Source organism: Desulfuromonas soudanensis, assembly GCF_001278055.1.
GTDB classification, from domain to species: domain Bacteria; phylum Desulfobacterota; class Desulfuromonadia; order Desulfuromonadales; family WTL; genus Deferrimonas; species Deferrimonas soudanensis.
The window spans coordinates 2092729-2108447 of the sequence record NZ_CP010802.1 but is presented as its reverse complement, the minus strand read 5'-3'; the positions used below and the strand labels follow the sequence as shown (position 1 = coordinate 2108447).

At 61.1% G+C, this 15719-nt stretch carries 18 protein-coding genes and 1 tRNA gene; 13 read left to right on the top strand and 6 right to left on the bottom strand.

The window, feature by feature from the left end; genetic code table 11:
• Positions 1-28 precede the first annotated feature (28 nt).
• The 12 genes from pheT to DSOUD_RS09525 all read left to right on the top strand — a co-directional run bounded on the left by pheT (position 29) and on the right by DSOUD_RS09525 (position 8894).
• Positions 29-2443 (top strand): phenylalanine--tRNA ligase subunit beta, encoded by a 2415-nt coding sequence (gene pheT / locus DSOUD_RS09580; protein WP_053550800.1) that lies wholly within the window; start codon positions 29-31, stop codon positions 2441-2443.
• A gap of 186 nt (positions 2444-2629) precedes the next feature.
• Entirely contained in the window at positions 2630-2911 is a 282-nt protein-coding gene (locus DSOUD_RS09575) for an integration host factor subunit alpha (RefSeq protein ID WP_053550799.1), read from the top strand.
• Between the two features lie 11 nt (positions 2912-2922).
• Positions 2923-3303: a MerR family transcriptional regulator gene (locus DSOUD_RS09570; protein WP_232426427.1), complete on the top strand. Its 381-nt coding sequence runs from the start codon at positions 2923-2925 to the stop codon at positions 3301-3303.
• Between the two features lie 57 nt (positions 3304-3360).
• Positions 3361-4131, top strand: coding sequence for a 5'/3'-nucleotidase SurE (gene surE / locus DSOUD_RS09565; protein WP_053550797.1), 771 nt, complete (start codon positions 3361-3363; stop codon positions 4129-4131).
• 19 nt (positions 4132-4150) lie between these two features.
• Entirely contained in the window at positions 4151-4804 is a 654-nt protein-coding gene (locus tag DSOUD_RS09560) for a protein-L-isoaspartate(D-aspartate) O-methyltransferase (protein ID WP_053550796.1), read from the top strand.
• 4 nt (positions 4805-4808) lie between these two features.
• Entirely contained in the window at positions 4809-5405 is a 597-nt protein-coding gene (locus tag DSOUD_RS09555; RefSeq protein ID WP_053550795.1) for a YqaA family protein, read from the top strand.
• A gap of 119 nt (positions 5406-5524) precedes the next feature.
• A complete protein-coding gene (locus tag DSOUD_RS09550; protein ID WP_053550794.1) occupies positions 5525-6292 on the top strand; it encodes a peptidoglycan DD-metalloendopeptidase family protein in 768 nt (255 codons plus the stop codon).
• Between the two features lie 59 nt (positions 6293-6351).
• Complete coding sequence (locus DSOUD_RS18845) at positions 6352-6576, top strand: hypothetical protein (RefSeq protein ID WP_053550793.1); 225 nt, start codon at positions 6352-6354, stop codon at positions 6574-6576.
• Positions 6534-7367, top strand: coding sequence for a sigma-70 family RNA polymerase sigma factor (locus DSOUD_RS09540; protein ID WP_341475720.1), 834 nt, complete (start codon positions 6534-6536; stop codon positions 7365-7367). Before DSOUD_RS18845 ends, DSOUD_RS09540 begins: the two co-directional genes overlap by 43 nt.
• 51 nt (positions 7368-7418) lie before the next feature.
• The gene (locus DSOUD_RS09535) at positions 7419-7934 is read left to right on the top strand and encodes an adenine phosphoribosyltransferase (RefSeq protein ID WP_053550792.1); all 516 of its coding nucleotides are present in this window, start codon (positions 7419-7421) and stop codon (positions 7932-7934) included.
• A 73-nt stretch (positions 7935-8007) separates the two neighbouring features.
• Positions 8008-8084: transfer RNA gene (locus DSOUD_RS09530), tRNA-Arg, on the top strand.
• A 90-nt stretch (positions 8085-8174) separates the two neighbouring features.
• A complete protein-coding gene (locus tag DSOUD_RS09525) occupies positions 8175-8894 on the top strand; it encodes a creatininase family protein (RefSeq protein WP_053550791.1) in 720 nt (239 codons plus the stop codon).
• A gap of 19 nt (positions 8895-8913) precedes the next feature.
• On the opposite strand, the gene coaD is transcribed toward DSOUD_RS09525, so the two are convergent.
• Both coaD and rsmD read right to left on the bottom strand, forming a co-directional pair.
• Positions 8914-9402 (bottom strand): pantetheine-phosphate adenylyltransferase, encoded by a 489-nt coding sequence (coaD, locus tag DSOUD_RS09520; RefSeq protein ID WP_053550790.1) that lies wholly within the window; start codon positions 9400-9402, stop codon positions 8914-8916.
• Between the two features lies 1 nt (position 9403).
• The gene (gene rsmD / locus DSOUD_RS09515) at positions 9404-9961 is read right to left on the bottom strand and encodes a 16S rRNA (guanine(966)-N(2))-methyltransferase RsmD (RefSeq protein WP_053550789.1); all 558 of its coding nucleotides are present in this window, start codon (positions 9959-9961) and stop codon (positions 9404-9406) included.
• A 196-nt stretch (positions 9962-10157) separates the two neighbouring features.
• On the opposite strand from rsmD, the gene DSOUD_RS09510 reads away from it, so the two are divergent.
• Positions 10158-11291 carry a deoxyguanosinetriphosphate triphosphohydrolase gene (locus DSOUD_RS09510; protein WP_053550788.1) on the top strand — a complete coding sequence of 378 codons (1134 nt, stop codon included), beginning with the start codon at positions 10158-10160 and terminating at the stop codon, positions 11289-11291.
• Positions 11292-11297: 6 nt separating this feature from the next.
• Here DSOUD_RS09510 and yhbY read toward each other — a convergent pair whose 3' ends face one another.
• The 4 genes from yhbY to DSOUD_RS09490 form a co-directional block, all read right to left on the bottom strand.
• Entirely contained in the window at positions 11298-11591 is a 294-nt protein-coding gene (yhbY, locus tag DSOUD_RS09505) for a ribosome assembly RNA-binding protein YhbY (RefSeq protein WP_053550787.1), read from the bottom strand.
• 34 nt (positions 11592-11625) lie between these two features.
• Positions 11626-13017 carry a TatD family hydrolase gene (locus DSOUD_RS09500; RefSeq protein WP_053550786.1) on the bottom strand — a complete coding sequence of 464 codons (1392 nt, stop codon included), beginning with the start codon at positions 13015-13017 and terminating at the stop codon, positions 11626-11628.
• A 65-nt stretch (positions 13018-13082) separates the two neighbouring features.
• Complete coding sequence (gene metG / locus DSOUD_RS09495) at positions 13083-14615, bottom strand: methionine--tRNA ligase (RefSeq protein WP_053550785.1); 1533 nt, start codon at positions 14613-14615, stop codon at positions 13083-13085.
• Positions 14615-15697 (bottom strand): PSP1 domain-containing protein, encoded by a 1083-nt coding sequence (locus tag DSOUD_RS09490; protein ID WP_053550784.1) that lies wholly within the window; start codon positions 15695-15697, stop codon positions 14615-14617. The genes metG and DSOUD_RS09490 overlap by 1 nt, the downstream gene beginning before the upstream one ends.
• Between the last annotated feature and the right edge of the window lie 22 nt (positions 15698-15719).

The following is a 15719-nucleotide window of genomic DNA, read 5'->3' as shown; positions in this document are numbered from 1 at the left end:
ATAATTGGACACTTAAGGATGTATTGAAATGATCGTAACCTACAACTGGCTGAAAGAATTTGTCGATTTTGACCTGGCTCCCGAGGAACTCTCCCACCGCCTGACCATGGCCGGTCTCGAAGTCGACGCCATGGAAGTCATCGGCGGAGGGCTCGACAGTGTCATTGTCGCCCGTCTGGCCTCCGTGGAAGCGCACCCGGAAGCCGACCGCCTGACCCTGTGCCAGGTCGAAACGGGAAGCGGCACAGTCCAGGTGGTTTGCGGCGCCCGCAACCACAGGGCCGGAGACCTCATCGCCCTCGCCCAGGTCGGGTCGGTTCTCCCCGGGGATTTCAAGATCAAAAAATCCAAAATCCGCGGCGTCGAGTCGCTGGGAATGCTCTGCAGCGAAAAGGAACTCGGTCTGGCCGAAGAGTCGGAGGGGATCCTCATCCTCCCCGCCGGTCTCCCTCTCGGCAAGCCGGTCTTCGAAGCCCTGGGTCTCAAGGATGTCCGTTTTGAACTGGGGCTGACTCCCAACCGCGCCGATTGCCTGAGCGTCGTCGGCGTGGCGCGCGAAGTCGCCGCGATGGTCGGCCGCCCCCTGCATTTGCCGGTGGCCGAACTGCAGGAGACCGGACCGGCCATCGGTTCGCTGACCTCGGTCACCGTGGATGAGCCCGCACTCTGTCCGCGCTACGCCGCCCGTCTCATCCGCGGAGTGACCGTCGGTCCCTCTCCCGACTGGCTGGTACGCCGTCTCGATGCCGTCGGCCAGCGGTCCATCAACAACGTGGTCGATGTGACCAATTTGCTGCTGATGGAACTCGGCCATCCCCTCCATGCCTTTGACTTCAACCTGCTGCGCGGGAAGAAAATCGTCGTCCGGCAGGCCGGGGACGGGGAGGTCTTCACCACCCTCGACAGTCAGGAGCGCACCCTTAAAAAGGGGGACCTGACCATCTGCGACGGGATCGGTCCCGTCGCCCTGGCGGGGATCATGGGGGGAGAGAACTCGGAAATCCAGCCCGACACCCGGGATATCCTCCTTGAAAGCGCCTATTTCAACCCGCCGACGATCCGCCGCACCAGCAAGCGCCTCGGCATCCACACCGAATCCTCCCACCGCTTCGAGCGCGGCGCCGACGTCGACATCGTCCCCCTGGCTCTGGACCGCGCCGCGGCCCTGATTCTCCAGGTGGCCGGCGGCGAGATCGCTTCCGGCCGGATCGACAACTATCCCCAGAAGATGGGGGAGCGCAAGCTGCGGATCGAAGGACGGCTCACCAACGAGATTCTCGGGCTCAAGCTCGAGCTTTCGGAAATCCAGCGTCTGCTGCGTTCCATCGGGCTCGATGCCGAGCCCGCACCCGATGCGCCGGAGGAGGCGCTGCAGGTCATCGTCCCCTTCTCCCGCCACGACCTGGAGCGGGAAATCGATCTGGTCGAGGAGGTCGCCCGCCTTAACGGCTACGATCGGATTCCCGTGACCATGCCCGTCAGCCGGATGATCTGCCACCTCTCCGGGGGGCGCCAGCGGGGGGTGGCCAGGATTCGCGATGCCGTGGTGGCCAGGGGATTCTCGGAAGTCATCAACTACTCCTTCGTCTCCCCTACGGCCTGGGACCGCATCGCCCTGGAGGCCGGGGATGCCCGGCGCCGGACGGTGAAGATCCTCAACCCTCTCAACGAGGAACAGTCCGTCATGCGCACCTCCCTGGTGCCGAGCCTCCTCGAGACGGTGTCGCGCAATCTCGCCTACCGCACCCGGGACCTGCAGCTCTTTGAACTGCGCCCGGTATTCCTCCCCCGCGACGGCGAAGAGCTTCCGGACGAGCGGCGCCGCCTCGTCATGGCCCTCTGCGGCCGGCGTGCCCCCGAAGGATGGACGCAAGGGGGGGCGATGGTCGATTTCTACGATCTCAAGGGGGTGGTCGAGGACCTCCTCGATTATTTCCGGGTCGACAAGGTCCTCTGGCCGGTCGATGCCCGGGAGCCGTATCTCCATCCGGGGAAGTCATGCCGGATCGAGTCCGCCGGGGCGCTTCTCGGGACCCTCGGGGAGGTTCATCCCGTCGTGCTCCAGAACTACGACATCGACACCCCGGTCTACCTGCTCGACCTGGACATCGAGGCGTTTCTCTCCGTGAGTCGTGAATCGGAAGGTTTCCGGCCGCTCTCCCGATTCCCCGACGTCTCTCGAGACAGCGCTCTTTTGGTCGACGAATCGGTGACGGCCCAGATGCTCTTTGATGCCGTTGCCGCCGTCCGCGGGAAGCTGGTGGAGGATTTTGTTCTCTTCGACCTCTATCGCGGCAAGGGGGTCCCGGAAGGAAAGAAGAGTCTGGCCATCAGGGTCCGTTACCGCAGTCTGGAAAAGACCCTCACCGAGGAGGAAATCGCCAAGGCCCATGGCAAAATCATTCGGGCTCTCGAGGAAAAACTGGGGGCTGAAGTCCGCTGAGGACCCCTCGTTCCCGGGGGAGAATCCCTGGAACGAGGAGTTCCGAACCTGCAGGAAACCGCCATTTCCTAAAAAAGCGCATGCTCTTTCGCCCTTGTTGTTAAAAAGCGGTTGCTCCCTGCCGAATCGTATGATATAAAAACCCGTAAATTCAGGTATCTGTACTATTCGGGAGGTGGATGGATTATGACTAAGGCGGACCTTATTGAAAGTGTTTATCTGAAAACCGGTTTTTCCAAGAAGGAATCCGCCGAAATCGTCGAGATGGTTTTCGACCTGATGAAGAACACTTTGGAAGACGGCGACAAAATCAAGATCGCCGGTTTCGGCAATTTCGTAGTCAAGGACAAGGCGACCCGCCGCGGCCGCAATCCGCAGACCGGTGACGAAATCGAAATTTCCTCCCGGAGAATTCTCACCTTCAAACCCAGCCAGGTGCTGAAAAGCGCCATCAACGGGGAAGAGTAGTCGGTTTCCCGTTGTCTTCCCCTTCGTCGATGGACGACAAGATTCCGGACAAGCTTTTTTTCAAGATCGGCGAGGTGGCCGCCCTTACCGGGGTCAAGGCACACGTGCTGCGCTACTGGGAGTCGGAGTTCGTTCAATTCCGGCTCAAAAAAAGTACCAGCAACCAGAGACTCTATCGCCGCAAGGACATCGACCTCGTTCTGCTGCTCAAGGACCTCCTCTACGAGCAGGGTTTCACCCTCGCCGGCGCCAAAAAAAAGCTCGACGAAGGCGGCGCAGACGATGCGGAGCCGGAAACCGAAGCTTTTTCCGGCAAGGTGTGCCGCGACCTTCTGCTGGAAATCCGCGAAGAACTCCGCGCCTTGAGGAACTCCATCCAAACCTCCCCCTGAATCCGGGTCACCTTTTTTCTCTGCTCGCGGTCATCTTCCGTTTTCTTCGAGGCGCCCTTGCTGATTCTGGTTACCAACGACGATGGCGTTCACTCCCCCGGAATCATCAGTCTGGCCACTCACCTGTCGGCACTCGGCCGGGTGGTCGTCGTGGCCCCGGACCGCGAGAGAAGCGCCGTCGGCCACGCCCTGACCCTTCACTCCCCCCTGCGCGCCGAACTGATCCGCCCCGACGTCTTCGCCGTCGACGGCACCCCCACCGACTGCGTTCATCTCGGCATCCATGGTCTCCTCGACGAGCGTCCCGACCTGGTGGTGTCGGGGATCAATCGCGGCGCGAACCTCGGCGACGACATCACCTATTCGGGGACGGTTTCTGCGGCGATGGAGGCAACTCTGATGGGGGTCCCCGCCTTCGCCGTCTCCCTGGCGGGGGATTCCTATACGCTGGACGATTTCGACGGCGCCGGAGCCTTTGCCGTCAGGCTCGCTAGAATGATTCTCGATCAGGGACTCCCTCCGGACACCTTTTTCAACGTCAATGTCCCCCCCGGCGTCGCCGAAGGGATTCGACTCACCCGGCAGGGGAAGCGGATTTACGGCGATGTGGTCGTGGAGAAGATCGATCCGCGGGGGAAAAAATACTACTGGATAGGGGCCGGCGAACTCGGTTTTCAGAACGAGGAGGGCACGGACTTCCATGCCATTTTTGAAAGGTGCATCTCCGTGACGCCGCTGCATCTCGATCTGACGAATTATCGATCCTTTGAAAGTCTGGCCTGCTGGGGGTTGGAAAATATCAACGATGCAGATCCCTGTCTCTTTTGAATAGAGGAAGTGCTGGCCGATGAATTTTTCCATTGCGCGGCGCCGGATGGTGGAGCGGCAGGTCCAGGGGCAGGGAGTCAAAGATCCCAGGGTGATCGAGGCCATGCTGCAGATCCCCCGTCACCTTTTTGTCGAAGAGGCGTTTCAAAGTCAGGCCTACGGCGATTTTTCCCTCCCGATCGGGGACCGGCAGACCATCTCCCAGCCATCGACGGTCGGCGTGATGACCGAAGCCCTGCTGCTGCAGGGGGGGGAGAGGGTCCTTGAAATCGGCACCGGATCGGGGTACCAGGCGGCAATCCTGTCGCGAATCGCCGGCAAGGTCTATACCCTGGAGAGGATCGCCCTCCTGGCCCGCCGGGCCCGCCGCGTCATCGACAGCCTCGGCTGTGTCAACGTCAATATCCGGGTGACCGACGGAACCCAGGGGTGGGACGAGGAGGCGCCCTTCGACGCCATCATCGTGACCGCCGGAGCCCCTTCGGTCCCTGACCAATATCGGGACCAACTGGCCATCGGCGGCCGGCTGGTGATTCCCGTCGGCAACCGGGGAGATCAGGTTCTGATGCGGATCACCAAGGTCGCCGAGGGACAGTTCACCGAAGAGCGTCTCATCGATTGCCGCTTTGTCCCGCTCATTGGCCGTCACGGCTGGCAGGAAGGGGAGAGCTGAACCGATGTGGGTGATCCGGAGACTCTATGACTGGGTTCTGCATTGGGCCAACACCCCCTACGGCGCCCCGGCTCTTTTTCTGCTGGCGGTGGCCGAATCGTCTTTCTTTCCCATCCCCCCCGATGTCCTGCTGCTGGCCCTGTGCATCAGCGTCCCGGCCCGCTCTTTCCGTTTTGCGCTCCTGGCCTCCGTCGGGTCGGTCCTCGGGGGGATTCTCGGGTACGGCATCGGTCTCTGGTTGTGGGAAGGGCTGGCGAGTTATTTCTACAACTATGTCCCCGGCTTTACCGAGCAGGTTTTCGCCAGCGTACAGAATCTTTTTTCCACCTACGATTTCTGGACCGTCTTTGCCGCCGGGTTCACCCCGATTCCCTACAAGGTCATCACCATCGGCGCCGGGGTGTTCCAGATCAACTTTCCCGTCTTCGTGCTGGCGTCGGCCATCAGCCGCAGCCTTCGATTTTTTCTCGTTGCCTGGCTGATCTACCGCTACGGCACGACGATGCGCGGCTTCGTCGAGAAGTACTTCAATCTCCTGAGCATTCTTTTTGTGGTCCTGCTGATCGGCGGATTCGTGGTCATTCGCCACTTCCTTCACTGAGCAGGGATCCGACTGCAGGGAAAGCAACCGTGTTCCGGTCCCTTGACGCACGGGGTGAAACTCCGCTACCTTGTCAGATATTTGCAAAAACCCCGAACCCCGACGGCGGATGTCTTTTTATGCCGATTCGCTTAATTCTCACCCTCCTTGCAGCCCTCGTGCTGCTCAGCTGTGCCGCCCAGGGGGGGGTATATCACACCGTGCAGCCCGGCCAGACCCTTTACCGGATCAGCAAGACCTACGGTGTCGATGAGCTTTATCTTGCCCGGATCAACCGGGTGGACGACCCGACCCAGCTCAAGATCGGCCAACAGATATTCATTCCCGACGCCCCGCGTCTTCTGGACGTTCCGGTCATCGTCACCAGACCGGTAACGCCCCCTAAACCTGCTCCCCGTCCGGTCCCTTCCCCCCCGAAAAAAGCCGTATCCAGACAATCTCTCCCGGCCGACCGGTCGACGCGACCGACTGTAGCGACAAAACCTCCCACCGTTGAGGCGCTACCACCGGCGGTCAAGGGGAAATTCCTCTGGCCCCTCCGGGGGAAAGTCGTGCGCAATTTCGGTCAGAAGGCCGGCAAGCCCAGCAAGGGACTGGAAATTGCCGCCGAACCGAACACGCCGGTCGTCTCCGCCGCTGCCGGTCGCGTCATTTACAGCGGGGACGGAATCCGGGGGTTCGGCAATCTCATTATTCTCAAACACGACGATTCCTTTTTTACCGTTTACGGATACAACCGGAAAAATCTCGTCGAGGCCGGAGCCTTTGTCAGCAGGGGGCAGAAGATCGCCGCTTCGGGAACCCCCCCCGGCGGCGGTGCGGCGCGTCTCTATTTTGAAATCCGTCATGGCAAGGCAGCGGTCAATCCGATTTTTTACTTGCCTTAACCTGAACCATCTCTTAGACTTTTCGGGCCCTTTTAAACTTTGGTGAGGAGTTCCTGCTGATGGACGAAATGACGGACGAGTTCGAAAATTTTGGCTTTGAGGTTGATTCCGCCGAAGAAGAAGTCGACCTGGATCCTGTCGAGGGGGAAGAGGACCTTGAAGAGGAGGAGGCGGACGAGGAAGAAGAAGAGGAAAAAAAGCCGAGGCTGCCGCCGGTTACGATGATCACTCCGATGACGCCATCAAAATATATCTCAAGGAAATTCAGAAGACCACCCTGCTGACGGCCGAAGACGAGCGCAACCTCGCTCTCCGCATCTCCCAGGGGGACATGGCCGCCCGCGACCGGATGATCGAATCGAACCTGCGCCTGGTGGTGAAGATCGCCAAGCGCTACATGAACCGGGGGCTCCCCTTTCTCGATCTCATCGAGGAGGGAAACATGGGGTTGATCAAAGCCGTTGAGCGCTTCAAACTGAGCAAAGAATGCCGGTTTTCGACCTATGCCACCTGGTGGATCCGCCAGTCCATCGAACGCGCCCTCGTCAACCAGAGCCGCACCATCCGCCTGCCCGTTCACGTCTCGGACGACATCAATAAATTCATCAAGATCAGCCGGGAGCTGGTGCATAAATTTAACCGCGAACCAAGCGTCGCCGAAATCGCCGAGGCGATGGGGGTCGATCCGTCCTATATCCGGCGGCTGATGGTTCTGGTCAAAAAGACCTACTCCATCGAGCATCCGATGGGAGAGAACAGCGATTACAGCCTCATCGACACCATCGAGGACACCAGTTCCGTCGACCCCTCGGGACTCATCGAAGATCTCGACAAATTCGCCCACGTGACCGAATGGCTCGAATCCCTGGGGGACAACGAACGGGAGATCCTCACCCTCCGTTTCGGCCTCGAGGACCGCGAACCTCAGACCCTCGATACCATCGGGCGTCGATTCGGTGTGACGCGGGAGCGGATCCGCCAGATCGAGGCCAAGAGCCTGGAGAAGCTCCGCAAGATCATGGAGGAGAAGGAGCTTTCCGGTCCCAGCGATGCGGAACTGGGCCTCCGGTCATAGTCTCGGCCTCAGCTCTTTGGGGCATTGAATTCAATTGAAAGAGGAATACCGATGGAAGACCTGAAAAATATCATTCGCGACATCAATGACTTTCCCAAAAAAGGGATTGTTTTCAAAGACATAACCACCCTTCTGTCCGATGGCAAAAGCTTTCACCGCATGATCGATCTCATCGCCCATCGCTACATCGGCATGAAAATCGACCAGGTCGTCGGGGTCGAGGCCCGGGGTTTCATCCTCGGTTCGGCCCTGGCCTACAAGCTCGGGACCGGGATCACCCTGGTGCGCAAGCCCGGCAAGCTCCCCTTCCGGACGTTGCGCAAGACCTACGATCTGGAGTACGGCACTGATACGCTCGAAATCCATGAGGATGCCTTCGTTGCCGGGAGCAGGGTAATCATCGCCGACGACCTCCTGGCCACAGGCGGGACGATGGCTGCGGTCGTCGATCTGGTCCGGGAGTGCGGCGCCGAGGTTGTCGAGTGCACCTTCATGGCTGAACTGGAATTTCTCGAAGGACGCAAGCGTCTCCCTGACGGTAAGGTCTACAGCCTGCTTAAATTCTAGGTCGCGGGGCAAAGGGGAGGGGGGAAAACCCTTGCATAAAGGCCCGCCCTACGGTATAAGGTAAACCCTTTTAGGCTCCGTAGCTCAGCCGGATAGAGCAACCGCCTCCTAAGCGGTAGGTCATGCGTTCGAATCGCGTCGGGGCCACCAATATTGAAAAAAGGACTTGCGCCGGTCGCAGGTCCTTTTTGTTTTCGTAGACATATATCTGGTGATGGCCCGTGCCGAGGAGGTGAACCCATGATCATCGAAGAAATGACCATGCCCGAGTTCGAAGCCGGGCTTGTCAGGACCAAAACGGTCCTTATCCCCTTCGGGGCGACGGAAGAGCACGGGCCGCATCTCCCCCTGGCCACCGACACCCTGCACGCCACCGAAGTCGGACGCCGCCTGGCGGAAAGGCGGGCCATTTTTATCGCCCCTCCCGTCCCCTACGGGGTCTGCCGTTCCACCTCCGGGCATCCGGGGACCCTCTCCATTTCCACGGCGACCCTGCGGCTTTTGGCCCTCGACATCGTCTCAGCTCTTTATGCCCAGGGCCTGCGCAACTTCATCCTCCTGACCGGCCATGCCGGCGGCACCCATACCTCGACCCTCATCGATGCCGGAGAAGAGTTGCTCGGACGCTTTGCCGATGCCAAAATCGCCGTGCTCACCGAGTACATGCTGGCGGCCAGGGAAGGGAAGGCGATCATCGAAACCGCCGGCGACTCCCATGCCGGAGAGATCGAGACCTCGCGGATCCTCCATTCCCATCCGCATCTGGTCAGGGGGAGTGCCGCGCGGGAGTTCCCCAGTTTTCCCGTGGGGATTCTGGTGCGCAACAAGCGCAAGTTCTGGCCGGGGGGGGTCTGGGGGGATCCGACGCTGGCGACAGCGGACAAGGGACGACGGCTCGAGGAGCTGGTCGTCGATGCCCTGGAGCGGCTGGTGGAAAATTTGGAGGGGTGGGTCGAATAGAGGCAGGGGAGGGGGGGTATCAGCCCTTGCTGAATTTTCTTTCCAAGGCTGCCTTGACCGGAGCCGGCACGAAGGAGTCGATCGGCCCTTTGAGGGAGGCGACTTCCTTGACGATGGAGGAACTCAGGTAGCCGAAGGGGACCGAGGTCATCATGAAAAGGGTTTCGACCTCTTCCCGGACGGTGTGGTTCATCTGGGCGATCTGGAACTCGTATTCGAAGTCGGACACGGCCCGCAGGCCGCGGAGGATGACCCGGGAGCCCATGGCGACCACGTAGTCGACCAGCAGGCCTTCAAAGGTGTCGACCCGGAGGCGGGGATTGTCGCCGACGGTCTGGCGGATCATGTCGAGACGCTCCGCGACGGTGAACAACCCCTTTTTTTCCGAGTTGCTGGCGACGGCGACAATCAGTTCGTCGAAGACTTCGAGGCCGCGGTGAATAATGTCGAGATGGCCGTAGGTGATCGGGTCGAAAGAGCCGGGATAGACAGCGATATGTGTCTTCATGTCAGACGGCCTCGCAGTGGGTGAACAGGTGAAGGACGGTCGAACCGTAGCGGCGCTCTTCGATTCGCCGGAAACGGCCGATGGTTTCCGGGACAGGGTCGTCTTGAGCTGCCTCGGCGCAGATCATCCCGTCGGCGCCCAGGAGGTCGAACTCCGAGAGTGCTTCGATGGTCTGCGGCACAAGCCCTTTGCCGTAGGGGGGGTCGAGGAAGATCAGATCGGAAGGGGAGAGGGCGGGGAGGGCCTTGAGGACTCCGCTGCGGATCAGGGTCGCCCGCGAGGCGAGACCGCTGGTCTTGAGGTTGGACGGAATGATTTTTGCCGACTGCTCTCCCTGGTCGACCAGGGTCGCCAGGGCGGCACCGCGGCTCAGGGCCTCGATGGCCATGGCCCCCGTTCCGGCGTAGAGATCGAGAACCCGCTTTCCTTCCAGGCTGCCGTAGCGGCTGTTGAGGATGCTGAACAGGGCTTCGCGCACCCGGTCGGATGTCGGCCTGATCTCGAGGCCGGAAAACCCGGTCAGCCTCTTCCCTTTGGCAATGCCGCTGATGATGCGCAAGGCGATTTGACCTCTGCTGGCAGATGGGGGGATCCCCCCTTGTTCGGGCGAAAGTGCCCGGAAAAACTAGCACACCAGGGGGGGAGCGTCAAGGGTTCCCTTGACAAGTCTCCGCCGTGAGGCTTTAATAACCCGTCCTTTCGACCGTAAATTTCGCGGCCAATTTTCCTCTTGTCCGTTTGCCGGAGATCCGCCCATGGAACGTTCAGACCTCGCACCCTATGCCTCCCGGAGTCACCAATCCCGCGGTCGAGCCCATAAGGAGACTTTCAAGGATCAGCGGCCGGCCTTCGAGCGGGACCGCGACCGCATTATCCACTGCGCCGCCTTTCGCCGTCTCGAATACAAGACCCAGGTCTTCGTCAACCATGAAGGGGATTACTACCGCACCCGCCTGACCCATTCCCTCGAAGTGGCCCAGATCGCCCGGGGGATCGCCCGGCGGCTGCGGCTCAACGAGGACCTGGTGGAGGCCCTCTCCCTGGCCCACGACCTGGGGCATACCCCCTTCGGGCACACCGGCGAGGAGGTGCTCAACGGACTGATGGCCGGGTTCGGCGGTTTTGAGCACAACCGCCAGTCGTTGCGCATTGTCGAGGAGCTCGAAGAGCGCTATCCCGGATTCAACGGCCTCAACCTCAGCTGGGAAACCCGGGAAGGGATCATCAAGCACTCCTCCGACTATGACCGCCCGGGGTCCGGGGCTGCCGCGGCCTACGAGCCGAACCTGCGCCCGACCCTGGAGGCCCAGATCATCGACCTTGCCGACGAGATCGCCTACAACAACCACGACATCGACGACGGCCTCACGGCCGGTTACATCACCCTTGAGGAGTTGGCGTCCCTGGAGTTATGGCAGGAGACCTTCGCCCTCGTCGGCGGCAAATACCCGGGGATCGATCGCACCCGCCACATTTATCAGACCATCAGCCATCTGATCGGCGTGTTGATCGATGACCTGGTGACGACCACTTCGGCGAACCTGAAGGGTCACGGCATCTCCAACCTCGCATCGGTCCGGGAGCACCCTGGTGGCCTGGTGGCCTTCAGCCTTGGAATGACGCACAAAAACAAGGCGTTAAAGCTGTTTCTCCGGAAACAGCTTTACCGTCACTACAAGGTCGAACGGATGCGGACCAAGGCCGAGCGCTTCCTGCGTCTCCTTTTCGAGAGCTATACCCGGACCCCGACCCTTCTCCCCTTCGAACAGCAGAAGAAGTTCGATCTCTTCGGACAGGAGCGGGTCATCTGCGACTATCTCGCCAGCATGACCGACCGCTTCGCCCTGGATGAATACAAGCGTCTCTTCGAACCGTACGAGCGCGTTTGACGGCAATCAGGGGAGGTTGATTTTCGCCTGGTCGCTGGCACGGTAGAGAAGGATGGTCTTGCCCAGAACCTGCGCCACCTGGGAGGAGGTCTTCTCGGCGAGTAGGCTTGCGACCTCGCGACGGTCCAGCAGGCAGCCTTCCTGAAGCTTGACCTTGATCAGCTCGTGAATGCCGAGGGCCTCCTCGACAGACGCCAGAAGACGGTCGCTGATCTCCTCCCGTCCGACCATGACGATCGGTTGCAGGTGGTGCCCGAGTCCGCGCAGGTAACGGGCCTGTTTTCCGCTCAATTTATCCATCGATTTTCCATTCCCTTTCATTTCCGGTTATTTTTCAGCCGACTTCGTTGTATTCCCGCTCCCTGAACTCCACGCCCAGCTCGGTTGCCACACGGCGACAGGCCTCGATGTCGATTCCCGGCATGGCGACCGCACTCGCCGTCACCGTCGGGATCGTCTTGACGGCCTGGCGGAGAAAATCCTTGACCCCATCATAACCGGCCAGATCGAATCGGGATTGGCAGATCCTCTGGTAGGTCTGGGCATCCGGCGCGTTGAGGGAGACGGAGATCGCATCGACGAGCCCGGCCAGCTCCGGCAGGACGTTGCGGCCGTGGATCAGGTTGGCCTGGCCGTCCGTGTTGATGCGCACCCGTACCCCCTTTTCCTTGAGCCAGGCGGAGATTTCCTTCACCAGGTCGAGGCGGATCAGCGGTTCGCCGTAGCCGCAGAAAACCACCTCCTGGTAATCCTTCGGATCGCCGATGGCGGCTTTCACCTCGGAGACGGTCGGCTCATGGTCCAGGCGCAGATGGTGCCCCTTGACCTGAAAATCCTTGAACTTTGCGCAGAAGATGCAGGCATTCGTGCAGCGGTTGGTGACGTTGAGATAGAGGGCGTTGCGAATCCTGTAGGCGATTTTGCTGGTCTGGTCCACCTCGCCGATGCCGAAGAGGGCATGGGTGTTGAGGGCGGTAATGCGCGAAACGTCCGCGACTGTCAGCCCCTTGATGTCGGCGATCGTCTCGGCGGTGTGGCGCACCAGGGCCGGTTCATTGCGTTTGCCGCGCATCGGCTGCGGCGCCAGGTACGGGCAATCCGTTTCGATCAGCAGATGTTCCGTGGGAATGAATCGGACCACGTCCCGCATGGCCTCGTTTTTCGGGTAGGTGAGGGTCCCGGGGAAGGAGAGGAAAAAACCGAGATCGATACAGGCCTTCGCCATGGCGATGTCGCCGCTGAAACAGTGGAGGACGCCGCCGACCTCCCGGGCGTTCTCTTCGACCAGGATCTGCAGGACGTCTTCGTGGGCGTCGCGGTCGTGGACGATGATCGGCAGCCCCACGCTCCTGGCCAGGCCGATCTGGCGCCGGAAGGCCTCGCGCTGCGTCTGGCGCGGCGCCCGGTCGCGGTAATAGTCGAGGCCGGTTTCGCCGACAGCCACCACCCGGGGTTCCTCGCTGATGAGCCGTGCCAGTTCGGCCATCCCCTCGTCGGTGGCCTGGGGTGCGTCGTGGGGGTGAATGCCGACCGCCGCATAGATCTCCGGGTGGGCGCGGGCGATGGCCACCGATTGCCTGGAACTTTCCAGGTCGCAGCCGACGGTGAGGATGTAACTGATCCCTGCCGCCCGGGCCCGGGCGATGACGTCCTCGCGGTCGGCGGCAAACTGCTGGTGGTCGAGGTGGGCGTGGGTGTCGATGAGTGGCGGAAGCTGAACGCTCATGGCCTTCTCCAATAAAAAGGGGCGCCACAGCGCCCCTTTCGTTTGCAAGGAATCGCTGCCGGATGCTATTCGGTTTCGATGCGGGGGAAGAGGGGCGCGGCCTTCTCGACCGTGGTTCCCGGTTTGAGCCCCCCCCAGCCGTCGTGCCCATCCAGGGTCAGTTCCCGGTTGTCGTTTCCGAGGGTGGCCATGATGCTTACGGCCGTTTCGGGCATGTATGGCCCCACCAGGAGGGCGATCAGGCGCACCCCTTCGAGAAGGTTGTACATGACCGTTCCCAGCCGGGGGCGCAGCGCCTCATCCTTGGCCAGGGTCCAGGGAGCCACCTCATCGATGTATTTGTTGGCGGCGCTCACCAGTTCCCATATGGTCTGCAGAGCCTTGTTGAAGGCCAGCTCGCTCATCTGCTGATCCACCGTTTGCGTCGCCGCGGAAAACCGGGCAATGAACGCTCTGTCGGCATCGTCCAGGTTCGCAGCACTCGGAAGGGTACCGCCGAAATATTTGTTGACCATGGCCGTCGAGCGGCTGACCAAGTTCCCCAGGTCATTGGCGAGGTCCGAATTGATCCGGTGGACCAGGGCCGAATGAGAGAAGTCGCCGTCGAGGCCGAAGGGGACCTCGCGAAGGAGGAAGTAGCGGATGGCATCGACCCCGTATTTGTCAATGAGCATGTTGGGCTCGACGACGTTGGCCAGGCTCTTGCTCATCTTCTGCCCCTCGACGGTCCACCAGCCGTGGGCGAAGACTTTTTTCGGCAGCGGGATGCCGGCGGCGAGGAGGAAGGTCGGCCAGTAGACGGAGTGGAAACGCAGAATGTCCTTGCCGATGACGTGGACGTCGGCCGGCCAGTAATCGGCGAAATTCCCCTCGGCGTCGTCGGGATAGCCGAGAGCGGTGATGTAGTTGCTCAGGGCGTCGAACCAGACGTAGATGACGTGCCGTTCGTTGCCGGGGACGGGGATCCCCCAGGAGAAGGAGGTGCGGGAGATGGAGAGATCCCGCAGCCCCTCGCGAACAAAGCTCAAGACCTCGTTGCGGCGGCTTCGCGGCTGGATGAAGTCGGGGTTTTCCTCGATGTGGCGCAGGAGCGCTTCCTGATACTGGCTCATCCGGAAGAAATAGGATTCTTCCTTGAGCTTGTCCGTCGGTCGCCCGCAGTCGGGGCAGCAGCCGTCCATCAGCTGGGTTTCCGTCCAGAACGTTTCGCAGGGGGTGCAGTACCAGTCCTCGTATTCGCCGAGGTAGATATCCCCCTTGGCCTGGAGGTCCTTGAAAAGGCGCTGCACGCCGATCTTGTGGCGCTCCTGGGAGGTGCGGATGAAGTCGGTGTTGCTGATGTTGAGCTTTTCCCACAGGGCCTGAAAGCGCTTCATGACGCGGTCGGCGAGTTCGAGGGGGGTCTCGCCGCGGGTCAGGGCGGCTTTTTCCACCTTCTGGCCGTGCTCGTCGGTGCCGGTCAGGAAGAAAACCTCGAAGCCGCGGGCCTTTTTATATCGGGCCAGCACGTCGCAGGCGAGTGTTGTATAGGCGTGGCCGATATGGGGCACGTCGTTGACATAATAGATGGGCGTGGTGAGGTAGAAGTGCTTGGCCATCACTGGTCTCCTGAGGGCGGATTGCGGCGCGGTCGGCGACGGTTTCTGCTTTTTCTCTTGCCGGTCTTCGGGGTTCCCTCGACGCCGGTCGCAGGCGGCGGCGCTTCCTCCCGCGGGGGCTGGGGTTGCCTCCCACTTTCGGCACGGGGTTCGCCGGATTTTTCCTTGGGCGGGGTTCCCTTCGGCTGGCGCGTGCGTTCCCTGCCCTGTCGTTCCCGGCGGGGTTGAGGGGGAGCGGCAGCGGCCGGGGCCGGGGGGGACGCCGTCGGGGGCGTGACCGTGACCGGACCCTTGTCGATCTCGTCGACGGGAACCTCGATCCGCTTGCCGTCTCCCATCCTGACCGTGACCTTCGACGCCAGGATATTCTGGTCGACGACTTCCCCTTCGCTGCCGTTGACCACCACCTTCCGGCCGCACTTGGGGAGCATCTTGCGCATGGCGCAGTAGGTTTCGAATTCGTAGCCGAGGCAGCAGAGGAGGCGGCCGCATTGGCCGGAAATCTTGTTCGGATTCAGGGCCAACCCCTGCTCCTTGGCCATTTTCACCGAAACCGGCGCGAAATCGGTGAGAAAGGAGCAGCAGCAGAGTTCGCGGCCGCAGATACCGATCCCCCCCGTTAGCTTGGCCTCGTCGCGAACGCCGATCTGGCGCATCTCGATGCGGGTGTGGAAATGGTGGGCAAGATCCTTGACCAGTTCGCGGAAATCGACCCGTCCGTCGGCGGTGAAGTAGAAAATGATTTTGGAGCCGTCGAAGAGATATTCGGCTCGAACCAGCTTCATCTCCATCTTCCGTTCCTTGATGCGCCGCTGGCAAAAGCGGAAGGAATCCTGCTCCCGGCTGGTGTTGGCCCTGGCCAGGGAGAGGTCCTCTTCGGTGGCCAGGCGCTGGATGATTTTGATGTCTGGCGGCGCCTGGGCGGCGGGTACTTCCCGCGGCGGGGCCACAACGATCCCGAGGGCGCGCCCACGTTCCGTTTCGATCACCACCTGGTCCCCCCTCTTAAGTTCGAGGGCCTGGGCGTTGAAGTCGTACTGTTTGCCGGCATCCCGGAATTTTATGGTCACAATTCGGATCATAAGTCTCTGTCTGTTTCCTGTT